We start from the raw sequence: 25,150 nt of genomic DNA on the forward strand, positions 1-25,150 counted from the left end.
CAAATTACCAATTTCCCACGATAAACTCCCAATTTCCAAATCCCAATTACCAATTATCAAATATCGGTATGAACATGGTTGGTCAACTTTTAGATAGGCGTTATCGAGTAGTGCAAATTCTCAGTTCAGGAGCTTTTGGACAAACTTATTTAGCTGTCGATACTCGCCGACCTGGCCACCCTCAATGTGTAGTAAAACAACTTCGTCCTCCCAGCAACACTTCCGCAGTTCTCAAAACAGCTTACCGCTTATTTAAACAAGAAGCAGAAATATTAGAAAAGCTAGGAAAACACGATCAAATTCCATTTTTGCTCGCTTATTTTGAAGAAAGCAATCAATTCTATCTGGTAGAAGAGTTTGTGCCTGGACACGCGCTAAATCGGGAAATTGTTGCTGGTCAACCTTGGCGGGAAGAACGGGTGCTGTCGTTGTTGGAAGAAATATTACAACTTCTCGCCTTCGTACACTCTCAGGGAGTGATTCATCGCGACGTTAATCCCTCCAACTTAATCCGCCGCAAACCAGACAGCAAATTAGTTTTAATTGACTTCGGTTCAGTTAAAGAAGTTGCGAATCACGTCATCGATTTCGATACAGAATTTCCGCGCACCATTGCGACGGGGACTCCGGCTTATATGCCGATCGAGCAATTTCAAGGCAACCCCCAATTTAGCAGCGATCTCTATGCCGTAGGGATGATGGCAATCCAAGCTATCACGGGTTTACCCGGTACCGATTTGCCAAAATTGCAAGATCCGAGTCCTTCTCATACCGGGGAAATTGTTTGGCGCAACCGAGCTCAATGTTCTCCGGGATTGGCAAATATAATTGACAAAATGGTCTGTCACCAATTTGGCAAACGCTATCAATCGGCTGAGGACGTTTTGGCCGCTCTCAGCAAGCTGACGCACCGCCAAGAACCTCATACAGCTCAAAAGAAAAGTAGGGCTCCTAATAGTTTACGGTCTGTTGATAGTTTTGCATCACGTTTGGGCCCTCGGTTTTGGTGGCTGATTTTGGCTGGATTAGGGGCGATATCTCTGGTATTTCTGTTGAGTTATTGCAGCCGCCCGAATCCGATTAAAGCTAAGGAATATTACGAACAGGGAGTAGAAAAGTCTCGCAATCAAGATGCGGAGGCGGCTTTGCAGGCTTTCAACAAGTCAATTCAATTAAATCCTAACAATGCTGATAGTTTTTATCTGCGGGGAAATGCTAATTACGATTTAAAAAAATATCAAGAAGCAATTGCAGATTATTCTCAGGCGATCGCTCTCAATCCTAAATATTTTAAGGCTTATTTTAACCGGGGATTAGCCCGCAACGATTTTAACGACAAGCGCGGGGCGATTGAGGATTATACTCAGGTTTTGAAGATCCAACCCAACGATTTTGATACATATTATGAAAGAGGAATTACGTATTTACAACTACAAGATTACAATATGGCTATTCAGGATTTTACTGAAGCAATTCGGTTGCAGCCGAAGCTGGTTAAAGCTTATCATTCGCGGGGGCTGGCTCGCGCCGGGAGCGGAGATTTGCAGGGGGCGATCGGAGATTATACTGAAGCAATTAAACTCGACGCTCAGAATGTTGATGCTTTCTATAGTCGGGGGAGAGCTCGCTTTCACTTAGGAGATTATCAGGGAGCTTTGGCGGATTATTCTCAGGTAATTGTGATCGATCCCAAGAGTGGAGATGCTTACACTAATCGTTGCAGCACGCAGTTGAATTTGGGAGCGTATCAAGCGGCTATTGACGATTGCACTCAGGCGATTTCGCTGAGCGATGAAGATGGGGTTCCTTACAACAATCGCTGCATTGCTTATTTAAATTTGAAGGATTATCCTAAAGCAATTGCCGATTGCACCCAAGCGGTGACACTAAATCCGAACAATTATAATGCTTTGAGCAATCGCGGTTTGGCTCACCACGCAGGGGGAGATAGCCAGGGGGCGATCGCAGATTTTACTGCCGCAATCGGCCTCAATCCCAACGATGCGGAAGCTTACGCCAATCGGGCGAAGGTTTACCAGCAGTTAAATAATTACAATAGTGCGATCGGCGATTATGTGCAAGCCATTCGGCTGAATCCGAATTATGCAGCAGCTTACTACGGTAGAGGAATGGTTCGCCGCTCGTTGGGAGACAAAGCAGGAGCAATTAGCGACTTAGAAAAAGCGGGCAAAATCTTTCTCGATCAAGGACTGACTGGCGGTTACAAAGACACACAATTTGAGATTGAAAAAATTAAGTAGCTAGTTGTAAGTTGTAAGTTGTAAGTTGTAAGTTGTAAGTTGTAAGTTGTAAGTTGTAAGTTGTTAGTTGTTAGTTGGTAGGGGCGGTGGATGGTGCGTGCCCGCCCTTATTTGTCAGTTGTTAGTTGTTAATTGTGCGGCATTGAAACTGTATGTCAAAAAACAGTAAAACTCTTGTGGGGCAGGCATCCTGCCCGCCCTGAATATGCAATGTTTATTTGCGTGACAGCTTAACAGTCAACAACGCCCCATCCCTCCGCTTCGATCCGCCCAATTCCCTTTAATAATTTTGAATTCGCTCAACCAAATCATAAAACGGTTGCCAATTATCCTCAAGAGCGATGGGTTCCCAAACAGCCTCAATCGTCGGCCTCAACAGCGATTGTTCGGGATTGTGCTGGCGCAACCTCTGGGCCATCTCATCCATATCGTCCGCCGACAAACTTTGCAAAACGTGACAATAAAACTGCCGCCAATGTGCTAACAAATCTGCTGGTTCCGCCTCGCTAAAGATTAGACTAGCATCATCTCGCCAAGTGCGATCGAACTGTCGGCGCAATTCCCAAAAGAAATCGTGATAATCAACTTGAGACTCCGCCAGCATCTTAATTGTCAACTTCAAAAGCTCATCACCATCCGCTTCTGGCAAATCCTCAAATCCCAATCTATTCAGCATCAACTTGCGGTAAGCTGCATTATAATGATCGCCAAACTTTGCCAAACCAGCATCCATATCAGCTTGAGGAATTGCCGCTGCTAGCGGTTGCTGAAGCTTCTCTAAATTCCCCTTGCAAATAAACGGTTGATTTCCGTAACAATAAAGACCGTAGTGATCGAAATAAGCTGCTGTAAATTCCGGCTTGTAAGTTGGAATAAAAGCAAACGGCCCGTAATCAAAACTTTCTCCAGTAATCGACATATTATCAGTATTTAGCACCGCGTGACAAAAACCAGCCGCCATCCACTGAGCAACCAATTCGGCTACACGTTTGACTAACTCTGCATAAAATAGCGCATACTTTTCTTCGGAAGAAGTACCAGAATTGCTAGCTGCTAAATGTAGTTTAGGATAGTAATATTCAATTACAAAATCTAAAAGTTTTTTAGTTAAATCCGGGCGGCGGATATAATGTAGTCTTTCAAACGTGCCAAAACGGATGTGAGAGTGACTAAAACGCACCATTACGGACGATCGCGTGGGAGAGGGTTCGTCGCCCCGCCACAAAGCATCCCCAGTTTCAACTAAACTAAAACAGCGAGATGTCCGAACTCCCAATCTGTGCAAAGCTTCGGCGGCTAAAACTTCGCGAACTCCCCCTTTGAGAGTGAGTCTACCATCAGCGTGCCGCGAGTAGGGAGTGCGACCGGAACCTTTAGTCCCGAAATCATAAAGTCTGCCGTCAGTACCGCGAACTTGACCGTACAAAAAGCCTCTACCGTCGCCTAAATTCGGGTTGTATTCGTTGAATTGATAGCCGTGGTAGCGGAGTGCGAGAAAGGGACGCACGCAGTGAAATTTACCGAAGGCTTCGATGAAATGTTGGTCGGTTACTTGTGCGGGATCTAAACCCAATACGGGCAATAATTTGTCGTTGCGAAAACGGAGGATGTGTTGGGGAAAATCGGCTGCGGGGACTTCATCAAAATAGTCACCGCCGAGGGATTCGAGGGCTGGTTCGTAGTTGAGGGAAAGCAAGGGATTTGACATTTTTGTATTTGACTGTTGACTGTTAGCTGTTAACTGTTAACTGTTAGCTGTTAGCTGTTAGTTGTTATTGGGAATTGAGAATTGGAAATTGGAAATTGGAAATTCGTAGCAAGTAACCAATAACCAATAACCAATAACCAATAACAACTAACCAATAACTAATGACCAATGACTTTTAACCGCATATTCCCTCCAAAGTTGCTATTAATTTGAGATTGTACTCATCTTCAAAACACGGTTTTTTGTAATCTAAACTCCACATTTCCAAAGCGCAATCGTCCTCGGAGTCGAGCGGTTGAAGCCGCAAGTGAAACTCTCGAAGTTCTGGGCGGTGTTCGCTTTTAAAATTAGCAATTGCGCCTATTTGCCGCCTGTCCAAAGCTACAGCAAGTCGCAGAAAAGGATGGAGTTTACTAACTATTTCTCGGTAGTTTTTGGGGAGGCTTACAAAATTCTCATGTTTCTTTTTCGGGGGGCTTTTCCGGTGATAGCGAGCCAAATTAGCAATTACTTCAATCTCTGTTTCAGAGTATCCCAATAACTCACCATTGCGAATTAAATAGTAAGAATGTTTGTGGTGCGCCGAATGACTGACGTACAAACCGCAGTTGTGCAGAATCGCGGCGGCCCACAGCAACTCCCGTTCTTCGGTGCCCCAATTGTGTAAAATTCCTTGGGTTTGGTCGAACAATTTGAGGGAAAACTCTGCGGTTCTTTCGCTTTGTTCTGTATTGACTTGATATTTTTCAGCCATCAGTAGAATGCTGCGCTGGCGGATTGAACCTTGATAGCGCAAGCGGTTTTCTATTAAACCGTGACTCAGCATCCAGTCAACAATGACACCTTCTCTCAGAGACCGATCGCACACAGTGATCGATTCCATTCCTAATAGTGTCATCGCTTCCTGTAAAATCAAAGCGCCGACGAGAATAATTTCTGCCCGCTTGTCCGACATTCCGGGAATTGCCAGTCTTTCTGAGTAAGAAAGTTTGCGGAAACGGTTGACTAAATCGCGCAAATCCTTTAGGCTGAGTTGATAGCCGGTCAACGGACTCGGAACTGTTCCCAGCTTTTCGCGAGCGTTAATGGCTGCTAAAGTTTCGATGGTTCCAGCGGTACCAATTAAACGCAGAGTTTCGCCAGCCTTGAATTGAGTTCGCAATTCGTCGATCGGTCTTTCCAGCGAAATCCGAATATAAGCTTGCAAATAGGCAAACTCCTCCTTGCTAATCGGGTCAGTTTTGACAAATTCTCCAGTCAGGCGTACAGCACCAATTTTGGTACTGGTGAGACAGCGCGGTTCAGAACTATCTCCTAAGATCAACTCAGTAGAACCGCCGCCAATATCAATAATTACCTGGGACTGATTGTTAAATTCCATTCCCGAAAGTACGCCGAGATAAATTCTCCGCGCTTCTTCTTGACCGGAAATTAAGCTAACATTTAGGTCTAATTCGTCAGCAACTTGTTTGAGAAACTCGCGCCCGTTAGGGGCTTCTCGAACCGCACTCGTAGCTACAGCGATGACTTGTTCAGCATTAAAAGTTTTAGCAATATCTTGAAAACGGCGCAAAGTTGCGATCGCCCTTTGCATAACCTCAGACTTCAAACACCCTGTTTTAGCCTCGCAATCGCCCAATCGAACCGTATCTTTTTCTCTAGCAATAATCGTAAACGCGGGCAATTTCGGATCGATTCGCGCCACCACCATGTGAAACGAGTTAGTACCCATATCAATAGCAGCAATAATGCGATTTGACTCCGCAGCAGCAAGTGAATTAACCATTGGAGTGTATCGGGGTTGACAGATATTTATGATTATTTCACGAATTCAGTGAGGCATTCTATTAAATCAGCAAAAATTGGGAATTAGGGCATCGCGCATCGCGCATCGCGCATCGGGCATCGGGCATCGGGACATACATCACTTTTTTTAGAACCGCTATAGTAGGTGATTGTGCCTAAAATTTGATAAAATCTAAAGTTAAAAATCTAAAATCTATAATTAAAATGCTTCAAGAGTCCGATCGCCCAACCGAATCCACATTGCTAACCATCATAAAGCTTTTGAGGTGGGACAAACCAGCAGGAAGGCTGATTTTAATGATACCAGCCCTCTGGGCCGTGTTTTTAGCAGCAGACGGGAGACCGCCCTCGGCATTAGTTGGCGTAATAGTGTTAGGAACCTTAGCCACCAGTGCGGCTGGATGCGTGATCAACGACTTGTGGGATCGCGATATCGATCCCGAAGTCGAAAGAACGCGATCGCGCCCCCTAGCATCCCGCGCCCTGAAAGTACAAACAGGAATCGGAGTTGCCTTAATTTCCTTTGCTTGCGCGGCGATTCTTGCATTTTATCTCAATCCTTTAAGCTTCTGGCTGTGTGTCGCCGCCGTACCAGTAATTATCTGCTATCCCCTAGCAAAAAGAGTCTTTCCAGTACCGCAATTAGTGTTATCAATCGCTTGGGGTTTTGCAGTTTTAATTAGTTGGAGTGCGGCCGTTGACGCATTAGAATTAGCGACTTGGCTACTGTGGGGTGCAGTCGTGTTTTGGACGATGGGATTTGATACAGTTTATGCGATGAGCGATCGGGAAGATGACCTGCGTTTGGGGGTGAATTCCAGCGCGATATTTTTCGGGGATAATGCCGCTAATGCTGTGGGTTTTTTCTTTGTTGGGACTGTCGGTTTGTTAGCAGCAATGGGAATTAATTTACATTTGCATATTGGTTTTTGGATGGCAATTAGTGCGGCGGCTATTTTGTGGTTTTTGCAATATAGTCAACTGCGGAATGCGGATATTCCTAAGCCTGTTTACGGTCAAATTTTTCGCCAAAATGTTTGGGTGGGGTTTGTGATTTTGGCGGGGATGATTGTTGGGGATATTTTTTAGACTTCGCCTAGGTGACTGGAGGATGATTTCTTCGCGCCTGGAAATTTCGTCCTCTATTCATTTGATTGTTTTTTCTAGATTATTCTACTTTCCCTAAAGGCGATTAGTAGTTGGTGTCGAGGCAGTTAGTGTAATAATTATATCAGTATATCAAATTGTTAATGTCAGCGAATGAGGTATAATTATGAGCCTGCTTTCACACTTTACTGGAACAATCAAAAATACAGCAATGATATTGCCGAGGGCATGAGTGGCGGGCCTGTATGGGATATTTCGGGTAAGTTGGTGGGGATTAATGGCAAATCGAAATATCCTTTGGGGGGAATTGATGTGTTTAAGTTGGCGGATGGGAGTGTGCCTTCTCTGGCTGTTTTTCGGCAGATGGAAGCTTTGAGTTGGGCGATTCCGCTTGATACTTTTCAAGAGTTGGTAAGTCATCTGAAGGTATGATTATTCTCAGTTTATCGCTACTGTTTGGATAGTTTTTTCATGTTGTCAACAGCCCGTTGATACCAAATACCTGTATTCCCTTGTTGCTTATACAAATCAGCGGCTTTTTGGTAATCTTCGATTGCACTCTGTTTGTCGTTAATAGCAGATTTGGCTGCACCCCGATTGCTGTAAGCAGCAGCTAAGTTAGGATTAAGCTGAATAGCCCGATCGTAATCTGCGAGCGATTTTGTAGTCATTGCCTTATTCCAGTTATTGAGTTTTAATAAAGCTGCTTCCCGGACGGTTTAGAGAAGTACGCCGAATTCGATCGGAGTGTGTGATAATTATCAAAAATATTATCACAACAAAATAATTATTGGCAAAACTATGGGCGGACATTACTACATAATCAGCTTATTGGGTAAAGGTGGATTTGGCGAAACCTACTTAGCACAGGACGAATATCTACCCGACAAGCCCCCGCGCGTGGTTAAGAGATTCAAGCCCCAGTCCAATGATCCCTTCTTGCTGCAAGAAGCCAAACGCCTGTTTTAAAGCGAGCCTCAACACCTGTACAAGTTAGGTAGTCACGATCGCATTCCGCAGCTATTCGCCCACTTCGATGAAAATCAAGAATTTTATCTCGTCCAAGAGTTAATTGCAGCGCTATCTGGAATTATAGCGATCGTCCTTTCTAATAATTCAGAAAGGCTCTCGCCCATAATTCATCAAAAGAGCGAGATCCCTTCTTACATCCGCGTTAATCTGCATCCATCTGCGGTCAAAAAAGAGCGATCGCCCTTTCCAATAATCCAGAAGGGCGATCGCTCTTCAACTTCCCACCTCAAGAGTAAAGATTTACTCATTCTCATCAACATTATCCAAGATATCTTCGATGTCCCGTGCCCCGTGAATCACGCGCAAAATTTCTACCCCTGAGTCTATCAGACGGTAGAAAATCAGATATCTTCTAAAACCTTTAATAGCTTGTTGTCGCACATCGATTAAATTAGGATGAGAAAATTGACAGCGTTTTCCCATTTTTGGCGTTTGGGCTAACTGTTTAAACGTTTCTTCCGCCGCGACAAGAAAGCGATCGGAAGCATCCATATTATCTTCCGCAATGTAAGTGGCTAATTCAATCAAATCACGGATAACTTGCGGACGTTTTTGGAGCGAGGTCATTTTTCTCCCTGGAACCCCTGATTCTGGGAAATACGCGATCGCACAGCTTGACGAATCTCCCTCCAATTTTCCTCAGTCATCGCCGTAGGATTTCCCGATTCCAAACCCTCTAATAACATCGCTTCCAAACGTTCTGAAGATTTGCGTTTTTGGTCTTGGCGAATTAACTCACGAAAATACTCGCTAGCTGTACTATAACCACCTTGAGCTACCTGTGCTTCTATATAAGTTCGCATTGAGTCAGGTAGAGAAATATTCATGCTTGTCACGGGTATTACTTACCTCATTTAACTCGTTATCTTAATTATGGCAGATTTTGCCATTTTTTGTCAACCTTCACACAACCTGTAATTTGGCAATCAGAAATTGGGAAGAGCGATCACCCTTTCTGCGCCAGATTTATACAGGCGATCGCTCTTTCAAAAATGCGATATACTCAACCATAAAATATGAAAAAAATCATCGTCGGCATCATGGGCCCAGGCGAAAGTGCCACATCAACCGACTTAGAAAACGCCTATCAACTCGGACAACTCATCGCCGAAGCTGGATGGATATTGCTAACTGGCGGCAGAAATCTCGGCGTGATGGATGCCGCCAACAAAGGTGCAAAATCAGCTAACGGTTTAACAATCGGCATCCTTCCGGGAAACGATACTCGCGGCATTTCCGAGGCTGTAGATATTGCCATTGTCACCGATATGGGAAACGCCAGAAATAACATTAATATTCTTTCTTCAGATGTCATAATTGCCTGCGGTACGGGCGCGGGTACCGCTTCGGAAATTGCCCTCGCCATCAAAGCTCACAAACAAGTTATTTTGTTAAATCATAGCTGGGAAAGTCAACTTTTCTTTAAAGATTTAGGCAAAAATAACATTTTTGTGGTACACAATGCTGTAGAGGCTATGAATCAAGCTCGCGAAATCCTAGCAAATCCCAGATGAAATTCAAGATGAAAGTAAGCAAATTCAACTTTTGTGCGATCGCAATTTTCCTAACTCTGGGGATTTTCGGCAGTACCAAAGCAGACGGAGGAATTGCACAGTTAAGTTTCAGCAACCAATCCACTCAAACTTTAGCACAAACCCTCCCTCCACCTCCTGCCACACAGCCTGTTACCGAACCAGAAGCGCCCCCGATTCTTAGCGAATCCGCGCCGGATCAAATAGCTTTAGCAACCCATTTGCAGACGATCAAAGCTAAAATGTACGGTGCTTACTGGTGTCCTCACTGTCACACCCAACAAGAACTTTTCGGCAAACAAGCATTTACCGCGATTACTTACATTGAGTGCGATCCCAGGGGGAAAGATGCTCAACCTGATTTGTGCAAAGCTGCGAAGATTCAAGCTTATCCCACTTGGGAAATTCGGGGCAAATATTACACCGGCAGGCAATCTTTGGAAAAACTTGCTCTTTTATCCGGTTATAAAGGCAGCAGCAATTTTGTGCCACAACTTCCTTCTCCTTAAGAATATCTAACTGACAAGGCAAACATTCTTAGCGACACCACCGAAACTCACCTAAATCAAATGATTTCTGATTTTAGTCGTTTTACCTCGATCGCAAATCGATCTATGAAGCTCAAAAAAAACTCATCTGTAACTGGCAATTAAGATAAATTAGTCAGGATAAAAGCTTCCAGATTGACCTGTAACAGTAATTTTTACTCGGTCGGGCTGCATTGTCTGCGATCGCATCTATAATAAGTAGGATGCGATCGCTAATCATATCAAACAGAATCACAAAACGTTGCGATCGACTCATTGAAAAATTTAATTATTTAGCATAAAATTTAATAGGGGTGAAATTAAGCCTGAGATATCAACTCCTTTTCGATCAAAACTCAAAACTCAATTGATCGAGTTGGGTTCACTATAAAATACTCAAAAACTTGAGTTTCTATAGCGGTTATCAAAAAAGTGAGATATGCCCTATGCACGTCGGGCACTTCATCTTTCTGAGAAAGGCTATAGTACCCAGATAATCTTTAATAGCATAGGAATTTTAAAATGAAACCGAATTTAGTTACCCTAGCTTTAAGTGCGATCGTCCTGCTAGGGCTGCCCAGTTGCAGTACGACAACCAGCAGTGCCACGACGACAACAGCGCCCACGACTGCCGCAACGCAAACCCAAACCTCGATTAAAGTTGGGGCATCAAGCAGCACGTTGGGTCTTATGAAGGTGCTGCAAACTAACTACGAAGCTACCGCAAAAAACGTCAAAATTACCCAACTAGAACCAGGGCAGTCCGAAAATATAATTGATGGGGTTAAACAGACATTAGTCGATGTAGGTGCAATATCGAGAACATTAAAGCCAGAAGAAAATGATGGCACTTTAGAGTCTAGTGATGTTGCCCACGATGCCCTTTTAGTGGCCACTCATCCCAGCGTCACAGGGGTAAAAAACCTCACTACTGAAAACCTCAAAGGCATTTATAGCGGCAATATCACTAACTGGAAGGAACTCGGAGGAACCGATGCTAAAATTGTGCTGCTCGATCGCCCAGAAGATGAATCTGCCAAGCGGCTATTGCGGAAATATTACCTAGGAGCAGATTTAAAAAATTCATTAGAAGCAGTAGTATTTCGGAAAGAAGGGGAATTGATCGAGGCAATTCAAAGCACTCCTTACAGCATCGGTACCTTTTCCCTGGCTCACGCCATTTCCCATAAACTACCTGTCAACCGCCTCAGCATCAACGGGGTTGAACCAACACGAGAAAATGTCCAAGCGGGCAAATATCCGATGGTTCGGACAATTTCAATTCTCTGGCACAAAAAACCGACCGAGGCTACCCAAGCGCTACTTCAATACATCTCTAGTCCGCCAGGAATCAACGCGATTGAGGAGTCTGGCTTTATTTTCGTGACCCCATCCGCCAAGGATTAAGAGCTGTGGCCATCCAATCCAGATACGCGCGGTTACCCGTTTCCGCCAAGTTGTTATCGCCTCTGTTATTTGCATTTCTGAGTCTATGGACTCTCGGAAGCTTGGGTTTTGGTTATTTTGCTAGAAACAGCTTAGAACAAATGGCGCGAAAGGAGATCGTGGATCTGGCTAGTATGCTGCGGGAATCTCTAAAGCAAAGGCAAGAATCACTCAGTTTGAAAGCCCGTTCGGTGAGTGAGGATAATGATGTCATCACAGCAGTAATAAAGGGCGATCGCCCTTTATTGCTGCGGACTATATTACCAATCCAAGCTGGTCTTAAACTGGATTTGATCAGAATAGTTGACGCTGATGGTCAAGTCTTAGTGTCTTCACAGTTGGGAGCAATAAGACAGGCGACATTGCAGGATGCCTCTGTGAACCGTGCCGCCCGAACCGGACTAGAGTTATCGGGAATCCTCCTGGCAGAAAACAGGGCTCCGTCTTCCATGATTGGGTTAATATCAATCAAATCATCTCAAAAGATCCTAGCTGGTTTGGTTGCGGGATTAGCCATTGACGACACAGCGCTCCAGTCGATTCGTGGCAACACATCCATACATTTGGTGGCTTTTGACGGCGAGAAGGTGACGGCTGCTACTTTGCCACTTCCGCGCGATCGACCTTGGCAATTTCGACAGCCAGACGGGTTGCCCACCAAAATCAGGATTGCAGGTGAAGAATACCTGATCGCAACAATCGAATTACAAAGTTTTGATGGGGCAAATCTCCAAATTGCTGTACTCAAGTCTGCTAAGGAAATCGAGCAAGCAGAACAGCATTTATGGTTTGTGGTGGGCGGCTTTGGTCTATTAGGAAGTGTCCTGATCGCAGTCGTGATGATCGGAGGTTTCCGTCTCACCCAAGCTCTGAGCCGTCGCATTCAAAGACTGACTGAGGCAACCCAGGAATTGGCCAGAGGCAATTTAGCCATTGGTATTCCGGTTGATAGTCAGGATGAAGTGGGGCTTTTAGCTCAGGGATTTAAGAGTATGGCAGAGCAACTTATGGCTCGCGATCGGCAACTGAACCAACAGGTGCAACAACTAGAGAGTACCCTTGAAGAACTGCACCGCACCCAGAGTCAGATGGTGCATAACGAAAAAATGTCGGCACTGGGGCAAATGGTGGCAGGGATAGCGCACGAAATCAACAACCCGGTAAGCTTTATCTACGGCAACCTGTCTCATCTCAACGATCACATCCATGACTTACTGCGATTACTAGATGCCTATCAAATGGACCATCCCAACCCGTCCCCATCACTTCAAGATGACCTAGACGATGTGGATCTAAACTTCCTAAAAGAGGATCTCACTAAGATTCTTAAGTCGATGAAAGTGGGCAGCGCTCGCATTCGGGACATTGTGGTTTCGTTGCGTAGCTTTTCTCGTCTGGATCACTCGGAATTCAAGGCTGTCGATCTCCATGAAGGCATTGATGACACTTTGATGATTTTAGAACATCGCCTTCAAGCCAACCCAGAACGCCCAACCATTGAAGTAGTCAGACAATATGGCGAGTTACCGTTGGTAGAATGCTATGCAGGTCAACTTAATCAGGTGTTTATGAACTTGCTATCAAATGCGATCGATGCTTTGGAAGAGAGCAATGAAGGACGTAGTTTTCAGAATATTGCTGACCAACCAAATCGGATTTGGATTAAGACTACCAAAACAAAAAAACAGTGGGTGCAGATTGCGATCGCCGATAACGGTACAGGTATTCCAGAGAAAGCGCGATCGCGCCTATTCGAGCCCTTCTTCACTACTAAACCCGTAGGCAAGGGGACAGGATTAGGCTTATCCATTAGCTATCAGGTGGTGAAGGAAAAGCATGGAGGAAAACTGTGGTGTGATTCCACCCTGGGCGAAGGCACGAAGTTTGTGATTGAGATTCCCATAGAGGTCGGACTCAGCCAATAAATAGTTGAGAATCGGTTTGCAGTTTTTCGACTCACTGTCAACCGTCAACCGTTAATTGTCAACAGTTTTCTCACTAAAATACTCTTCAACAATTTTCAAAATCCGCGAGGCAGCCCAACCGTCACCAAAGGGATTAATTGCCATTGCCATTGCGTCGTAAGCGGCAGAATCACTCAGCAATTCGGTGGCTGCTGCGGTAATTATATCAGAATCTGTGCCGACAAGTTTAGCGGTTCCGGCGGCAATTGCTTCGGGTCTTTCTGTGGTTTCTCGCAATACTAAAACAGGCTTACCCAAACTCGGTGCTTCTTCTTGCAAGCCGCCGGAATCTGTGAGGATTAAATGACTTCTCTGCATGGCTCCTACTAATTCAGCGTAGTCCAAAGGTTCGGTTAAAAAGATTCTTGGATGGTCGCCTAAAAGAGCTTTTAATGGTTCCCGAACTGTCGGATTTCTGTGCAGCGGTAAGAGTAAGGCTGTATCGGGAAATTTATCGAGAATTTGGATGAATGCCCTAGCAATTCCTGCTAAGGGTTTTCCCCAATTTTCGCGGCGGTGGACTGTTGCTAAAATGGTGCGATGTTTGCTCCAATCTAAGTTGGGAATGTTGCATTCTGGTTGGCGTTTGGCGACGGATAGCAAAGCGTCGATTACTGTGTTGCCTGTACGATGAATTTCTCCTAAAACGCCCGATCGCCCTAAATTCTCTGCAGCCAGCGTTGTTGGGGCAAAATGCAGCCTTGTGAGCTGAGATATCAACCGCCTGTTAGCTTCTTCGGGATAGGGATTGAACAAATCGTCGGTTCGCAATCCGGCTTCTACGTGACCGACTGGTATTTTCTGGTAAAATGCAGCTAAAGCTGCTGCAAATGCTGTTGTTGTATCGCCCTGCACTAATACGATTTCTGGCTGCAAATCTTTGAAGCAGGCTTCTAAACCTTGCAAACTGCGGGATGTAATGTCTGTGAGGGTTTGCTGGTGCTGCATAATTGCTAAATCCCGATCGGCTTTCAGGTCGAACATTTGCATTACTTGCTCGACCATTTCTCGGTGCTGACCGGTTAAAATTACTTGGGTGTCAAAGATTGGTGAATTTTTGAACAGTTGAATTACAGCGGCTAGTTTGATCGCTTCCGGGCGAGTTCCTAGGACGATACAAACGCGGTGTGTGGCTTCGGGCATGGTAAAATTGGGTAGTTGAGATTTTTGCTGCTCTTAAAGGCTGAATATTTTATAGCAGGTTTGAATAGTTAGTGAATAAGATTTATTTTTTTTATGAACCGCAGAGGGCGCAGAGGGCGCGGAGGAGAGAAGAGAGATAGAAGGTGTTCGTTTGGGAGTTATATTGTTTTTGCTTGCACTATTTGTACATCTTTAATTTTTAATTGGTCATGCCCTATCGCTACATTCTATTTTACAAACCTTACGATGTTTTAACTCAGTTTACTGACAATTCCAGCGAGAATAAACGCAGTACCCTGAAAGATTATATTCCGATTCCTGATGTTTATGCGGTGGGAAGGCTCGATCGCGATAGCGAAGGTTTGTTGCTGTTAACCGATGACGGACAAATGCAGCACCGCCTCAGCGATCCAAAATTCGCTCATCCTCGCACTTACTTGGTTCAGGTGGAACGGGTTCCAGATGCAGGCGCGATCGCCCTTTTGCAAACTGGTGTCACAATTCAAGATTATCGGACTCGATCGGCAAAAGTGCAATTATTATCAGCAGAACCCCAATTGCCGCCCCGCCAGCCCCCGATTCGATTTCGCAAAAACATTCCCACAGCTTGGCTGGAAATGACTCTCACAGAAGGCCGCAACCGCCAAGTGCGCCGGATGACCGCAGCAGTAGGGTTTCCGACGCTGCGGCTGGTGAGAAGTGCGATCGGGCATTTGCAACTAAATGACTTGAAACCCGGTGAATGGCGCGAATTAACTCAAGCTGATTTGAGATTTGAGATTTGAGATTGCAGAATTACAGTCAACAGTCAACCGTCAGTAGGGGCGGTGGATGGTGCGTGCCCGCCCTCAACAGTCAACAGTTAACCGTCAACAGTCAACAATCAACTACTTTCTGGGCGGCAAAATAAAACTCTCGTTTCCATCTTTATCTTTTTTTACCTGAGCTCCCAACTTAACAAGAGCTTGTTTCGCCCTTTGCCGCACCAACTTATCAGTTGTTTGAGCATAAACCGTACTCCAAGCGTTAAACCGCACCGGCACGCTATCGGGATCTCGGCGCAAATAGTCAGCAGTGGCTCGAAAAATGGGCGCTAATTTCGGGCCGTCGGCTGTGTTTTCTACCCAATCAGCGGCCATTTCGTGAGAGTGAATTGAGTCGGGAATATCGCCCAACAACAGCAACTCATCAATACCTTTGGTTCGCCACACAATCCACGCTTGGGGATGATTTTGTCGCGAAAGGGCGTTAGTACCGCGCTCTATCAACTTAATAGCAGTTTCCGGCTTTCCCTGATAAAAAGAAACGGCTGTGGACAAAAACAGGTAGATGTCAGCCCACTTGGGGTCGCGCCGCGTAATTATGTCAAAATAATCTTGGCTGAGATTGTAGCCCGTCACGTCTCGCGCTTCATCGTCGCCAAAATACTGCAAAAATTTCAGAAATGTCCAGTCGGCCATTAAATTGTCAAACCCAAAACTAGGAAGTGTTTTGAGCATTTTCAGCCGCAGGGCTTCTTGCTGGGAGGCTTGCTTGAAATCGGCGGCAGACATTGCAGAGACAGGCTTCTGTCCCTGAACGCTAGCTGCGGGCATTCCGCCCAATTGCCCGTTCGACTGCATGGTAATCACTCCCGCCAGCGCTGCAGAGCCGATCGCTCCATTAATGAGCAGGCTCAACCACTTACGCGAAAATTGTTCGATTTTAAGTTCCACGGCACCTTCAAATCCAAGTTTAAAATTAAGTTTATTAAAATAGAGTAATGATTGGTTGGCGATCGGCGATGAATCTCGTTAAACTATCCAAAGGGATGGTAGAGCCTCCACACAATAGTTTAAATGGTAGTTTGAGATTTTTTAGCAATATAAAATCTCAAATCAAAAATCTAAAATCGAATTGAGCCATAATTCAATGAATCAAGCCCGCAAACGCTTTTCTATGTTACAGGCAGCCCTGTTCACTGGGGCGATGGCCACAACCGCTTCGATATCTTTACTCGTTCCTGGCCTGAGTCAATCAGTCCGCGCCGAGCTTCAAGATAGCCCCAAAGCTGTCTTAGACGAAGCTTGGCAAATTGTGAACCGAGAATACGTCGATGGCAGTTTTAACAAGACTGACTGGCAAGTGGCCCGGAACGACTTGCTGAGCAAAAATTATACCTCTCGCGAAGCAGCCTATACCGCCCTCCGCAAAGCCCTAGAGAAATTAAACGACCCCTACACGCGCTTCATGGACCCGAAGCAATACCAAGCGCTGACGAATCAAACCTCTGGGGAACTGACAGGGGTGGGGATGAGGCTGGAACAAGACGAGAAAACGAAAGCGATTACGGTAGTCGAACCGATGGAAAATTCCCCGGCCCTGAAAGCAGGGATTCAAGCGGGCGATACGATTTTGGCGATTGATGGCAAAACTACCAAGGACTTGACTGTCTCGGATGCGGCTCAGATAATTCGGGGCGACGAAGGCACGAAAGTCTCGCTGCGGATGGCTCGTCCGGGCAAAAGTGAGTTTGATATCACTCTGACTAGGGCGAGAATTGAGGTAGCTGCGGTTCGCTACAGCCTCAAGGATGAAGGCGGCGAGAAAGTCGGTTACATCCGCTTGCAAGAGTTTAGTTCCCACGCGGGCGAACAAATGGAGGCGGCGATTAAAAAGCTCTCGGCTCAAAAAGCTGATGCTTTTGTGTTGGATTTGCGGGGGAATCCCGGCGGTTTGCTGCGGGTGAGCATTGATATTGCCCGGATGTGGATGGATACAGGGGCGATCGTCCGTACAGTCGATCGGGTGGGCGATTCTCAGGAAATGCGGACAAACCGCACTGCGATCACTGACAAGCCTTTGGTGGTGCTCGTAGACGACAACTCCGCCAGCGCCAGCGAGATTTTGGCCGGTGCTCTCAAGGACAACAAGCGCGCAACTGTGATGGGCACCCAAACTTTTGGCAAAGCTTTGGTGCAGTCGGTGCATTCTTTGTCTGACGGTTCGGGATTGGCGGTGACGATCGCTCACTACTATACTCCCAACGGTACTGATATCAGCCACAAGGGCGTTACTCCCGATGTCAAAGTCGAAGTCAGCGACGCAGAAAAGCTGAAATTAGCTAACAAACCGATGTTGGTTGCGACTAAGGACGATCCTGTTTACGCGCAGGCGATCGCGCTTTTGAAAACTACGGCTTCCTCAACTCGTCCCGTTGCTGCTAACGAGGCTCCTGGTGTCAAGAAATAGTTGAAATTGGCAGTTATTTACAATTAACTTTTAGATAAAACCCGCCAGTGCGGGTTTTATTTTTGTAGTTTGATTGAGCTTCATATCAAGTCCGATCGATTCACCGCGATCTCAAATCCTCTCTTCATCGGAATAGTAAATTCACTGTTGACTGTTGACTGTTGACTGTTAACAGTTAACATCACCAGGAGTGCAACCGGAATTGAACTGAGGTGCGGGCGATCGACTGCGATAAGGTCGATCGGCCAAAATCACTATTATCAACGTTCCTAATTTGAGAGAAATTGAAATTCGCGAGTTCCTTGATAGCCAGATAAATCAGCTAACTCCTGCAACGATTTTTGCCCTTGGTAAAACTTACCGTCAATTTCCCAAGTGGGAGTTCCCTGAATCTTCGCAGCTTGGCAAAGATCAGGCCTCGCATTTTTCCCTTGAGGATTGCACTCGATATAATTGATAATTCGAGCCGCCTCTTTGCCAAAACTTTCCTTCTGCGCTTGACAGTGAGAGCAGGTATAAGATCCGTACATTTTAGCTCCCACTTTTTTTAAATGCTGCGCTAAAGCAATTTCCGAAGTACCGGAAGATGTTGTGGTATTCATGCTAGTCTCCTTAGCTGTACCGAGATTATTCACATCAGCATAAAGAGCCAGAGAGGAAATCAGCACTAACATAGACACCAGAATTCCTATAAAAAATAGTTGCCCGATATCATCCCATTCGCGACCGATTAATGCTAAGAAAAACAAGCTAGTTGCAAATAAAGCAGAGGCAATACAGTAAATACAAGCTGCTTTGATATCAACAGCCAGTACATACATCAGATAGCCACTAAAAATCGTCATAGCCGTGCTACCAGCAAACAGAAATAGTCCCGTCCAAGACTCTAACTTAGAGCGGAGACTCTTCTGTTCTGCGGGATTGACAAGTAGGGGAGCTACGGCAAAAACTATCATGCTCAAATAGCCCAAAAAACCGAACAAAGAAAGAGGCAAACCAAAGACATAGGCATAGGGACTCGAAAGCACGATATCGCAGCCTTCGATCGGACAAACTGCCGTTCCGTTGGATAACTTGACCACTGTTAGATAGGCAGTAATCACAGCCCCTATCGAGGCAATTCCTGCCGTGATGGGACGAGAATAGCGGTGAATCCAGGGCTGAGAACGTTGACGACGCATAGTATTTTTCACCTCAAAATGTATGTTTCAATTGTGGCGTAAGTTGGGCAATGCCCGCCCTGCGAACACTCTATTTCAAAACTCTAGTCGCATTGAAAATAGCTGCTAAAGCTACCCCAACATCAGCAAAAACTGCCTCCCACATGGTAGCTAACCCAAAAGCACCCAAAGCAATAAATATGCCTTTGACTAACATGGCAAAAATGATATTTTGCCAGACAATATTGTGAGTTTTTCGGGCAATTTGGATTGCTTCAGCCACCTTTGACGGTGCATCTGACATAATTACAACATCGGCAGTTTCGATCGCCGCATCGGAGCCCAAACCCCCCATCGCTATGCCCACATCAGCTCTCGCAAGAACGGGTGCATCATTAATTCCGTCCCCCACAAAGACAATTTTATCGCCTTTTTTAGATTGACCGATCAGTTTTTCGATCGCCTCGACTTTTCCTTCGGGTAATAACTCGGCTAAATAGGAATCTAAACCGAGCTTTTTCGCAACACTATCGGCTACAGCTTGATTATCTCCTGTTAGCATCACGATGCGCTCAACACCTAATTTTTTGAGGTCGCGAATAGCCTGTACTGCGTCTTCCTTAAGCTCGTCAGCAATTAAAATGTAGCCAGCGTAGCTGTTGTCTACCGCTAAATGGACGACAGTACCTTCAGCATTGCAGACATCGTGAGGGATATTTTCTCGGTGCAGCAAACGGTCATTTCCAGCCAGCACAATTTGATTATTTACTTTTGCTCGAATGCCGTGTCCAGCTATTTCTTCGTAATCTTTAACATCCGATGAATCTATCTTTCCGCCGTAAGCTTCCATAATAGATTTCGCGACGGGGTGATTTGATTGAGATTCTACTTTAGCGGCTATTTCCATTAACGCTGCTTGGGTAAAACCATTTGTAGGCACAATTTGTGCTACTTTAAAAACTCCTTTTGTCAGAGTTCCTGTTTTGTCCAAAACAACTGTCTTGACTGCTGTCAGGGTATCTAGAAAAGTCGAGCCTTTAACCAAAATACCGCCCTTAGCTGCACCGCCAATTCCCCCAAAATATCCGAGAGGAATGCTAATCACCAATCCGCAAGGGCAGGAAATAACTAACAAGACTAGGGCGCGGTAAACCCATAAAAAGCGATCGGCATTAGTTGCTTCTGAAATGAACAAAGGCGGAATTAAAGCCACTGCTAGCGATGCAAATACTACAAAAGGCGTGTAGTAACTGGCAAATTTTGTGATAAATTTCTCAGTTTCAGCTTTTTTGCTTCTGGCATTTTCTACTAATTCCAGAATTCGGGAGATTGAAGATTCGCCGAATAGTTTGGTAACTTTGACGGTGAGAACTCCTGTCTGGTTAATTGTTCCTGCTAAAACTGTTTCTCCAACTTTCACGGTTCGAGGTACAGATTCTCCAGTTAATGCAGATGTGTCAATCTGAGAATTGCCGTCTATAATTTCACCGTCTAAGGGAATTTTTTCTCCCGGTTTGACAAGGATAATATCGCCGACGGCTACGGTTTCTGGCGAAACTTTTTTGATGTCGCCATTTTGCTTGAGGTTGGCGCTGTCTGGGCGAATTTCTAAAAGCGATCGGATCGATTGACGCGATCGCCCGATCGCAAATTCTTGAAAAAGTTCTCCGATTTTGAAAAACAACATCACACCGACTGCTTCAGGGAGTTTGTGAATAGCGACAGCGCCGAGTGTTGCTATAGTCATTAAGAAATTTTCATCAAAAAATCGACCTCGCAGAATATTGCGCCCCGCAATGGTTAAAACATTCCATCCGCTTAAAAGATAGGCGGGGATGAAAACCAGATATTCACCTATAGAATAGGGCGTGTTGTGGAGTTGTTCTTCAAAAATTAAACCTCCGATAAATAGTACAACAACGGATATAACAGGAATCAATTCTTGCTTCAGATTGAAATCTCCGTGCCCGTGGTCGTGCCCGTGGTCGTGCCCGTGGTCGTGATCGTGGCCGTGGTCGTGGTCGTGGCCGTGGCCGTGGCCGTGGTCGTGGTCGTGGTCGTGGCCGTCGTCACTACAGCAACCGGAATCGCTCGATTTGGCTTTTTGCATGGTGTTTTCTGGGTTTCTGCTTATGTCTGATAGTATGAATAGATGTTCATATTATAGGTTAAAAAGATAATTTACTAGATTTTGATTTCAAAATCTAGCTATTTTTTAGAAAAATATTGTTGAGTTTGTCGTGACGGTGAGAACTAATTAATAATAATAATTGTTCTCAATTGCGGGCAAGTAATTACATGGCTGATACACAAAGATCAAGAAACCGGGTTTTTCAGCGAGATTGAGGGTGTTTGGCGAGTATTTTGGTGAAAAAACCCGGTTTCTGGCTACCCATTTTTTTAAGTATTGTTAAGAGAACATAATCTGTGCTAATCGTCACAGGCAGAAAACATGAAAAAAGGTTTTTGTTGTGAAATAGACATAAAAAAGCCAAAAAGCCTGCCGTAGCAGGGCAGAAAGATTCATCACCAGAAAATTTATGGCGATGGTTATTTCAGAAGTATTAGAAAGTTTAGCCATGACTCTACCAAGGCTGAATCTTCTTTTAGCTTCTCCAAATTTTGTGACAAATTGAGTTACGACTTCTCTTGTCTGACTGAGCTTGTTTCTTCCTTGACTTGCTAATATTTTTTGGGTCTTCCTAGAGGAACGCCACTCATCCTAATTCCTCTTTCTTTGCACCAAGCTCGATTTTCCTGCGTTCGATATAGCAAAATCACTTCACCCCTGACAATATTTCGGTCAAAACCGTTTTCTTCTTCATCCAAGGAAAAGGTTCTTCTAATATAGGTAAATTGAAAAATGGACAGAGCTTTTCCCATCCTTCGCCATCACAAACATCAATAATTAACAAAGATTCTGGACGGTCTTTAAAATATTCAAGCACATTTCTATAATGTAAATCATAAACATAAGACATTCTATCTTCATTAAACGCATAAGTACCATAAACAGCCGCTCTTAATAATCTTCTGATCTGCATCTTAGTCTCCTTACTAGGATCGAAATCAAACGCAGCCCTCTTTGACCAGTGAGCTTCTAAAGACTTTAACCAACATGATTTATTACGCACGGTTAAGATAAACTTACTATCAGGAAATAATTTATATAACTGAGAATAAAAAGGAGCTACCGTTATATCTGTAATCCCATCATAATCATTGAGAATCGAAAAGTCATACTTAGCAGCCATCAGGTCTTGTAAAATTGTCTCATCATCAGGATAATGAACAACATTAATCCCTAGCATATTTAATGCCATTGTTAAGCTTTTAGTTCCCGTGCGACTCAAACCAATTCCAAAAACTTTCATTTTTTTACTTATCATGGGTCTTTGAATAATAATTTTACTTGAAAATTCTATAGTTTCGGCTAACGTTAAAGGAGCTTTTTCCAAAATATTCATTTGCTTAAGTTCGCGGAGAGCAATATTTGGTAAATCCTCAATAAACCTAGCAATTTCCGGCTGACTTGCCTGCTTTGAAATATATTTTTTTGCATAATTTACAGCATATTTAGCAACCCAAAAATCTAAATCTTTTTCTTGTCTTCCCCAATCTTCCTGACAAATAGTTAATTTAGCTTGATGATAATCTTGGCGACTTCTCAGTTCTCTCAAAGCACATTTGGCAAAAATATGGTGATAGAATTGAAAAAAATCATGGATAATGTTAAATTTCTTAAATGCTTTTCCTAGCTTCAGTTTTTTTAGTGCCAGTGCACGAGTTCTTGATTCAGGTCTTAATACATATTTAGCATCATTATCAGGTACTTTAATTGCTTGCATTTCTCTTATTACATCAATTCTAGTAATATGTACACCACAATGAATATGACCTCTGAATTTATCAAGAACATAACAGTCTACGTATGGCAAACTATTGGTGGTAAGGAAAGGAGACATATCCTCCATAATTAAACAATCAGCATCCATGAAGACAACAAAATCACAATCGTAATTCATTTTCAGCATTTGCTGAACAGCGTGGGCAAAAGGTTTAACATTTTCAATAATATGAACTTGACGAGGCTGAATATTTTTGATAGCTAGGTCTAAGGCTATTTGGGATGTTCTTTCGCCAACAGTTCTAAAAACTAAATCGATTTTTTTCATGGTATTTTAATTCCAAGCCTGAGTTTTTAACTTGGAAAGCTTATAGAACCCATTTGAGATCTTTTGACGATCGACAGACAACTGGCGATCGCCAGTCGTAACGATACCGAACGCCGCCAAGGCCGCCAGCGGATGGGCACTACCTTAGTTATGGCTTTAGCCCACATTCACGAGCTCTACGTGGCCCATGTCCGAGACAGTCGGGCTTATTTGATTACCACCTTTGCAGTGGCAAGGCTGGTAGAGTTGCATCACAGGCAAAGTTCGCGGGTCTAGCGCGGGTCTAACGTCTGGCAAGGTTGCCACGGTTGGAGCGATCGGATTGTTGGCAATGTCGATCGGATTGTTGGCAGTATCGGTCGGAGCGGTGGCGGTCTAGCTTTCTCTAGTCTCTAGTCCTATTACCAATTCCCAATTCCCAATTTCAAAGTTGAGTTATCGTGTGGTACAAGCCCAAGCAACTATGCTTCCTGAATCCTCAAGTGCGCTCATTGCTTTGTTTTCAGCTTCGGCGCGAGAATCACCAAGTCCCCAACCAACATGAGTACCATTGTCCGATACAGCACCACAGCTATTCTTAAACCAGACTCGAACCGCGCAATCCTCTGCATTTTTAGAACACTCTGCCAATGCTTTATTTTGAGCAGCAGCACGGGTTGAGTGGTCGTAGCTAAAACCATAGGCACTTGTAGCATCCGATGTAGCGATCGCCCCAAAATTATCTGCCAAAGCGGCGCCACCGGATAAGCATTCTGCTAAAACCAGAAGTACAGCACCAACTCCAAGACGTTTAAGCATTGATTTTCTTCTTTTTGTACAGATATATTAAAAATATAACATAACCAATCTTGTTTAGACTATAGAACCCATTTGAGATCTTTTAAGAGGATGCTAGCCGCAGTTGATCGGCTTGACAACAGTCGATCAGCTTGACAGCAGTCGATCGGCTTGACAGCAGTCGATCGACTTGACAACAGTCGATCGACTTGACAACAGTCGATCAGGTAGAATCAGTAAAGTTAAGCAGGTCAGGGCTGAAAATGGGTTATTCGAGCGATGTGAGTGACAAAGAGTGGGAAATCATCGAGCCATTACTGCCCCAGAAGAAGAAAACTAGGCCACCAGTGTGGACAAAACGGCAAGTTCACGGGCGGCATATTTTATCAACTCAAAAATGGTTGTAATTGGTCTGACCTACCCAGAGATCTACCGCCATACTCGACAGTATTTTGGCATTACCAGAATTGGTGTGAGGAAGGTGCACTCGATCTAATCTTGGTACAGCTACATAGCAAGGTGCGTGAACAAGTCAAAAAAAACCGCAGTGGACGACATTAATCATGGTTGATTCACTCATGGGTAAAAAATACTTGTAATGCTAGTATTGAGTCGAAAGGGTTTTGTTTTTACAAGACAACAAACGGTATCAAAAGACACCTAGCCGTCGATATCCTGGGCTTTCCGTTCTTTACTCATTGCACCAAAGCTAGCTTATCTGATGATTGTGGTTTGATTGAAATGTTTTCCCAAAACATCGATTATTTCAAATTGAAACCTGTCGAGTTACCGAAGACAACCATCTTATTAGATAACGGCTATCATCCTGAAAAACTCACTCAAGCTTTGGAGGAGATTTACCCTGACATTATGACTAAGATTCAATTTGAACTCTCAGCCAAACCATCAAAAGCAGAGAAGGCAGCTAAAGGGCAATCTGGATTTGTGCCTGTGGCGGCTAGATGGGTAATTGAACGTTCAAATGCTTGGGTAGATCGATGTAAAAGCTTAATCAAGAATTTTGACCGTACACTCGCTCGTTCCAATGCCAAGCTCAAGCTGTGTTTCATTCGGCTAATGCTCAAACGGCTAGCATCCTCTTAAAAAGATCTCAAATGGGTTCTATATCCTTGAAGCTATATTAAGTGCAGATTCATAGTGAATTGGTATGAGCCGCCTCCTTGTGGAGGGTGAACGCTTAATAGCAGAATTTTTATGGCAAATTTACAATACTCCGAACAATTTTGAGTTGAGAAGAGGTCTGAGAAATATCAAAAGTTG

25 protein-coding genes and 2 pseudogenes are annotated in these 25,150 nt (G+C 44.4%); 14 read left to right on the forward strand and 13 right to left on the reverse strand.

What is annotated here, in order from left to right:
- Positions 1 to 74: 74 nt before the first annotated feature.
- On the forward strand, positions 75 to 2,261 hold the full coding sequence (locus tag QUA01_RS06655) for a tetratricopeptide repeat protein (RefSeq protein ID WP_333088415.1): 2,187 nt from the start codon (positions 75 to 77) through the stop codon (positions 2,259 to 2,261).
- Between the two features lie 280 nt (positions 2,262 to 2,541).
- Here the strand turns inward: QUA01_RS06655 and QUA01_RS06660 are convergent, their stop codons facing one another.
- Together QUA01_RS06660 and QUA01_RS06665 are read right to left on the reverse strand one after the other, a co-directional pair.
- Positions 2,542 to 3,969 carry a protein adenylyltransferase SelO gene (locus tag QUA01_RS06660; RefSeq protein WP_333088141.1) on the reverse strand — a complete coding sequence of 476 codons (1,428 nt, stop codon included), beginning with the start codon at positions 3,967 to 3,969 and terminating at the stop codon, positions 2,542 to 2,544.
- Positions 3,970 to 4,144: 175 nt separating this feature from the next.
- The gene (locus QUA01_RS06665; RefSeq protein WP_333088143.1) at positions 4,145 to 5,755 is read right to left on the reverse strand and encodes a Ppx/GppA phosphatase family protein; all 1,611 of its coding nucleotides are present in this window, start codon (positions 5,753 to 5,755) and stop codon (positions 4,145 to 4,147) included.
- A gap of 224 nt (positions 5,756 to 5,979) precedes the next feature.
- On the opposite strand from QUA01_RS06665, the gene QUA01_RS06670 reads away from it, so the two are divergent.
- Both QUA01_RS06670 and QUA01_RS06675 read left to right on the forward strand, forming a co-directional pair.
- Positions 5,980 to 6,864 carry a 4-hydroxybenzoate solanesyltransferase gene (locus QUA01_RS06670; RefSeq protein WP_333088146.1) on the forward strand — a complete coding sequence of 295 codons (885 nt, stop codon included), beginning with the start codon at positions 5,980 to 5,982 and terminating at the stop codon, positions 6,862 to 6,864.
- A 171-nt stretch (positions 6,865 to 7,035) separates the two neighbouring features.
- Complete coding sequence (locus QUA01_RS06675; RefSeq protein ID WP_333088148.1) at positions 7,036 to 7,314, forward strand: hypothetical protein; 279 nt, start codon at positions 7,036 to 7,038, stop codon at positions 7,312 to 7,314.
- Between the two features lie 17 nt (positions 7,315 to 7,331).
- Here the strand turns inward: QUA01_RS06675 and QUA01_RS06680 are convergent, their stop codons facing one another.
- The gene (locus QUA01_RS06680; protein WP_333088149.1) at positions 7,332 to 7,553 is read right to left on the reverse strand and encodes a tetratricopeptide repeat protein; all 222 of its coding nucleotides are present in this window, start codon (positions 7,551 to 7,553) and stop codon (positions 7,332 to 7,334) included.
- Between the two features lie 76 nt (positions 7,554 to 7,629).
- On the opposite strand from QUA01_RS06680, the gene QUA01_RS06685 reads away from it, so the two are divergent.
- Positions 7,630 to 7,851 carry a hypothetical protein gene (locus QUA01_RS06685; protein ID WP_333088151.1) on the forward strand — a complete coding sequence of 74 codons (222 nt, stop codon included), beginning with the start codon at positions 7,630 to 7,632 and terminating at the stop codon, positions 7,849 to 7,851.
- Between the two features lie 303 nt (positions 7,852 to 8,154).
- Here QUA01_RS06685 and QUA01_RS06690 read toward each other — a convergent pair whose 3' ends face one another.
- Together QUA01_RS06690 and QUA01_RS06695 are read right to left on the reverse strand one after the other, a co-directional pair.
- Entirely contained in the window at positions 8,155 to 8,481 is a 327-nt protein-coding gene (locus QUA01_RS06690; protein WP_333088153.1) for a type II toxin-antitoxin system RelE/ParE family toxin, read from the reverse strand.
- Entirely contained in the window at positions 8,478 to 8,741 is a 264-nt protein-coding gene (locus tag QUA01_RS06695) for a type II toxin-antitoxin system ParD family antitoxin (RefSeq protein ID WP_333088155.1), read from the reverse strand. Before QUA01_RS06695 ends, QUA01_RS06690 begins: the two co-directional genes overlap by 4 nt.
- A gap of 189 nt (positions 8,742 to 8,930) precedes the next feature.
- On the opposite strand from QUA01_RS06695, the gene QUA01_RS06700 reads away from it, so the two are divergent.
- Together QUA01_RS06700 and QUA01_RS06705 are read left to right on the forward strand one after the other, a co-directional pair.
- Positions 8,931 to 9,428, forward strand: coding sequence for a TIGR00725 family protein (locus QUA01_RS06700; protein WP_333088156.1), 498 nt, complete (start codon positions 8,931 to 8,933; stop codon positions 9,426 to 9,428).
- Positions 9,429 to 9,436: 8 nt separating this feature from the next.
- A complete protein-coding gene (locus QUA01_RS06705) occupies positions 9,437 to 9,955 on the forward strand; it encodes a hypothetical protein (protein WP_333088158.1) in 519 nt (172 codons plus the stop codon).
- Positions 9,956 to 10,109: 154 nt separating this feature from the next.
- On the opposite strand, the gene QUA01_RS06710 is transcribed toward QUA01_RS06705, so the two are convergent.
- The gene (locus QUA01_RS06710) at positions 10,110 to 10,250 is read right to left on the reverse strand and encodes a hypothetical protein (RefSeq protein WP_333088159.1); all 141 of its coding nucleotides are present in this window, start codon (positions 10,248 to 10,250) and stop codon (positions 10,110 to 10,112) included.
- Positions 10,251 to 10,495: 245 nt separating this feature from the next.
- Between QUA01_RS06710 and QUA01_RS06715 the strand changes: the two genes are divergently transcribed.
- A complete protein-coding gene (locus tag QUA01_RS06715) occupies positions 10,496 to 11,380 on the forward strand; it encodes a substrate-binding domain-containing protein (protein WP_333088160.1) in 885 nt (294 codons plus the stop codon).
- A 140-nt stretch (positions 11,381 to 11,520) separates the two neighbouring features.
- Positions 11,521 to 13,344, forward strand: coding sequence for a sensor histidine kinase (locus QUA01_RS06720; RefSeq protein ID WP_333088162.1), 1,824 nt, complete (start codon positions 11,521 to 11,523; stop codon positions 13,342 to 13,344).
- 51 nt (positions 13,345 to 13,395) lie between these two features.
- Here QUA01_RS06720 and wecB read toward each other — a convergent pair whose 3' ends face one another.
- On the reverse strand, positions 13,396 to 14,526 hold the full coding sequence (gene wecB / locus QUA01_RS06725) for a non-hydrolyzing UDP-N-acetylglucosamine 2-epimerase (RefSeq protein ID WP_333088163.1): 1,131 nt from the start codon (positions 14,524 to 14,526) through the stop codon (positions 13,396 to 13,398).
- 209 nt (positions 14,527 to 14,735) lie between these two features.
- On the opposite strand from wecB, the gene QUA01_RS06730 reads away from it, so the two are divergent.
- Positions 14,736 to 15,311, forward strand: a complete 576-nt coding sequence (locus QUA01_RS06730; protein WP_333088165.1) for a pseudouridine synthase — start codon at positions 14,736 to 14,738, stop codon at positions 15,309 to 15,311.
- A 102-nt stretch (positions 15,312 to 15,413) separates the two neighbouring features.
- On the opposite strand, the gene QUA01_RS06735 is transcribed toward QUA01_RS06730, so the two are convergent.
- Entirely contained in the window at positions 15,414 to 16,241 is an 828-nt protein-coding gene (locus QUA01_RS06735) for a hypothetical protein (RefSeq protein WP_333088168.1), read from the reverse strand.
- Between the two features lie 196 nt (positions 16,242 to 16,437).
- Here QUA01_RS06735 and ctpB point away from each other — a divergent pair, with 196 nt between their 5' ends.
- Positions 16,438 to 17,757 (forward strand): carboxyl-terminal processing protease CtpB, encoded by a 1,320-nt coding sequence (gene ctpB / locus QUA01_RS06740; RefSeq protein ID WP_333088170.1) that lies wholly within the window; start codon positions 16,438 to 16,440, stop codon positions 17,755 to 17,757.
- Positions 17,758 to 18,026: 269 nt separating this feature from the next.
- On the opposite strand, the gene QUA01_RS06745 is transcribed toward ctpB, so the two are convergent.
- From QUA01_RS06745 to QUA01_RS06760, 4 genes and pseudogenes are all read right to left on the reverse strand, one after another.
- Positions 18,027 to 18,938, reverse strand: a complete 912-nt coding sequence (locus QUA01_RS06745) for a vitamin K epoxide reductase family protein (protein WP_333088171.1) — start codon at positions 18,936 to 18,938, stop codon at positions 18,027 to 18,029.
- Between the two features lie 70 nt (positions 18,939 to 19,008).
- On the reverse strand, positions 19,009 to 21,027 hold the full coding sequence (locus QUA01_RS06750; protein ID WP_333088173.1) for a heavy metal translocating P-type ATPase: 2,019 nt from the start codon (positions 21,025 to 21,027) through the stop codon (positions 19,009 to 19,011).
- A 223-nt stretch (positions 21,028 to 21,250) separates the two neighbouring features.
- Positions 21,251 to 21,689, reverse strand: a pseudogene (locus QUA01_RS06755) (transposase); the annotation flags it as partial.
- A gap of 5 nt (positions 21,690 to 21,694) precedes the next feature.
- Entirely contained in the window at positions 21,695 to 23,092 is a 1,398-nt protein-coding gene (locus QUA01_RS06760) for a sulfotransferase family protein (protein WP_333088175.1), read from the reverse strand.
- A gap of 84 nt (positions 23,093 to 23,176) precedes the next feature.
- Between QUA01_RS06760 and QUA01_RS06765 the strand changes: the two are divergent.
- Positions 23,177 to 23,368 (forward strand): annotated as a pseudogene (locus QUA01_RS06765) (hypothetical protein); the annotation flags it as partial.
- A gap of 159 nt (positions 23,369 to 23,527) precedes the next feature.
- Here QUA01_RS06765 and QUA01_RS06770 read toward each other — a convergent pair.
- The gene (locus tag QUA01_RS06770; protein WP_333088177.1) at positions 23,528 to 23,890 is read right to left on the reverse strand and encodes a DUF4189 domain-containing protein; all 363 of its coding nucleotides are present in this window, start codon (positions 23,888 to 23,890) and stop codon (positions 23,528 to 23,530) included.
- A 242-nt stretch (positions 23,891 to 24,132) separates the two neighbouring features.
- Here QUA01_RS06770 and QUA01_RS06775 point away from each other — a divergent pair, with 242 nt between their 5' ends.
- The 3 genes from QUA01_RS06775 (at position 24,133) to QUA01_RS06780 (ending at position 24,973) form a co-directional block, all read left to right on the forward strand.
- Complete coding sequence (locus QUA01_RS06775; RefSeq protein ID WP_333088179.1) at positions 24,133 to 24,276, forward strand: hypothetical protein; 144 nt, start codon at positions 24,133 to 24,135, stop codon at positions 24,274 to 24,276.
- Positions 24,248 to 24,430: a transposase gene (locus tag QUA01_RS27325; RefSeq protein ID WP_442921531.1), complete on the forward strand. Its 183-nt coding sequence runs from the start codon at positions 24,248 to 24,250 to the stop codon at positions 24,428 to 24,430. Before QUA01_RS06775 ends, QUA01_RS27325 begins: the two co-directional genes overlap by 29 nt.
- Positions 24,431 to 24,610: 180 nt before the next feature.
- Complete coding sequence (locus QUA01_RS06780) at positions 24,611 to 24,973, forward strand: hypothetical protein (RefSeq protein WP_333088180.1); 363 nt, start codon at positions 24,611 to 24,613, stop codon at positions 24,971 to 24,973.
- The last annotated feature ends 177 nt before the right edge of the window (positions 24,974 to 25,150 follow it).

This window comes from Microcoleus sp. S36a_B3, assembly GCF_036700745.1.
Lineage (GTDB): Bacteria > Cyanobacteriota > Cyanobacteriia > Cyanobacteriales > Microcoleaceae > Microcoleus.

Excerpts from the sequence above, each read along its gene's own strand:
- QUA01_RS06655 (WP_333088415.1), top strand. The coding sequence starts at position 75 with ATGGTTGGTCAACTTTTAGATAGGCGTTATCGAGTAGTGCAAATTCTC.
- QUA01_RS06660 (WP_333088141.1), bottom strand. The coding sequence starts at position 3,969 with ATGTCAAATCCCTTGCTTTCCCTCAACTACGAACCAGCCCTCGAATCC.
- QUA01_RS06665 (WP_333088143.1), bottom strand. The coding sequence starts at position 5,755 with ATGGTTAATTCACTTGCTGCTGCGGAGTCAAATCGCATTATTGCTGCT.
- QUA01_RS06670 (WP_333088146.1), top strand. The coding sequence starts at position 5,980 with ATGCTTCAAGAGTCCGATCGCCCAACCGAATCCACATTGCTAACCATC.
- QUA01_RS06675 (WP_333088148.1), top strand. The coding sequence starts at position 7,036 with ATGAGGTATAATTATGAGCCTGCTTTCACACTTTACTGGAACAATCAA.
- QUA01_RS06680 (WP_333088149.1), bottom strand. The coding sequence starts at position 7,553 with ATGACTACAAAATCGCTCGCAGATTACGATCGGGCTATTCAGCTTAAT.
- QUA01_RS06690 (WP_333088153.1), bottom strand. The coding sequence starts at position 8,481 with ATGACCTCGCTCCAAAAACGTCCGCAAGTTATCCGTGATTTGATTGAA.
- QUA01_RS06695 (WP_333088155.1), bottom strand. The coding sequence starts at position 8,741 with ATGAATATTTCTCTACCTGACTCAATGCGAACTTATATAGAAGCACAG.
- QUA01_RS06700 (WP_333088156.1), top strand. The coding sequence starts at position 8,931 with ATGAAAAAAATCATCGTCGGCATCATGGGCCCAGGCGAAAGTGCCACA.
- QUA01_RS06705 (WP_333088158.1), top strand. The coding sequence starts at position 9,437 with ATGAAAGTAAGCAAATTCAACTTTTGTGCGATCGCAATTTTCCTAACT.
- QUA01_RS06710 (WP_333088159.1), bottom strand. The coding sequence starts at position 10,250 with ATGAGTCGATCGCAACGTTTTGTGATTCTGTTTGATATGATTAGCGAT.
- QUA01_RS06715 (WP_333088160.1), top strand. The coding sequence starts at position 10,496 with ATGAAACCGAATTTAGTTACCCTAGCTTTAAGTGCGATCGTCCTGCTA.
- QUA01_RS06720 (WP_333088162.1), top strand. The coding sequence starts at position 11,521 with ATGGCGCGAAAGGAGATCGTGGATCTGGCTAGTATGCTGCGGGAATCT.
- wecB (WP_333088163.1), bottom strand. The coding sequence starts at position 14,526 with ATGCCCGAAGCCACACACCGCGTTTGTATCGTCCTAGGAACTCGCCCG.
- QUA01_RS06730 (WP_333088165.1), top strand. The coding sequence starts at position 14,736 with ATGCCCTATCGCTACATTCTATTTTACAAACCTTACGATGTTTTAACT.
- ctpB (WP_333088170.1), top strand. The coding sequence starts at position 16,438 with ATGAATCAAGCCCGCAAACGCTTTTCTATGTTACAGGCAGCCCTGTTC.
- QUA01_RS06745 (WP_333088171.1), bottom strand. The coding sequence starts at position 18,938 with ATGCGTCGTCAACGTTCTCAGCCCTGGATTCACCGCTATTCTCGTCCC.
- QUA01_RS06750 (WP_333088173.1), bottom strand. The coding sequence starts at position 21,027 with ATGCAAAAAGCCAAATCGAGCGATTCCGGTTGCTGTAGTGACGACGGC.
- QUA01_RS06760 (WP_333088175.1), bottom strand. The coding sequence starts at position 23,092 with ATGAAAAAAATCGATTTAGTTTTTAGAACTGTTGGCGAAAGAACATCC.
- QUA01_RS06770 (WP_333088177.1), bottom strand. The coding sequence starts at position 23,890 with ATGCTTAAACGTCTTGGAGTTGGTGCTGTACTTCTGGTTTTAGCAGAA.
- QUA01_RS06775 (WP_333088179.1), top strand. The coding sequence starts at position 24,133 with ATGGGTTATTCGAGCGATGTGAGTGACAAAGAGTGGGAAATCATCGAG.
- QUA01_RS06780 (WP_333088180.1), top strand. The coding sequence starts at position 24,611 with ATGTTTTCCCAAAACATCGATTATTTCAAATTGAAACCTGTCGAGTTA.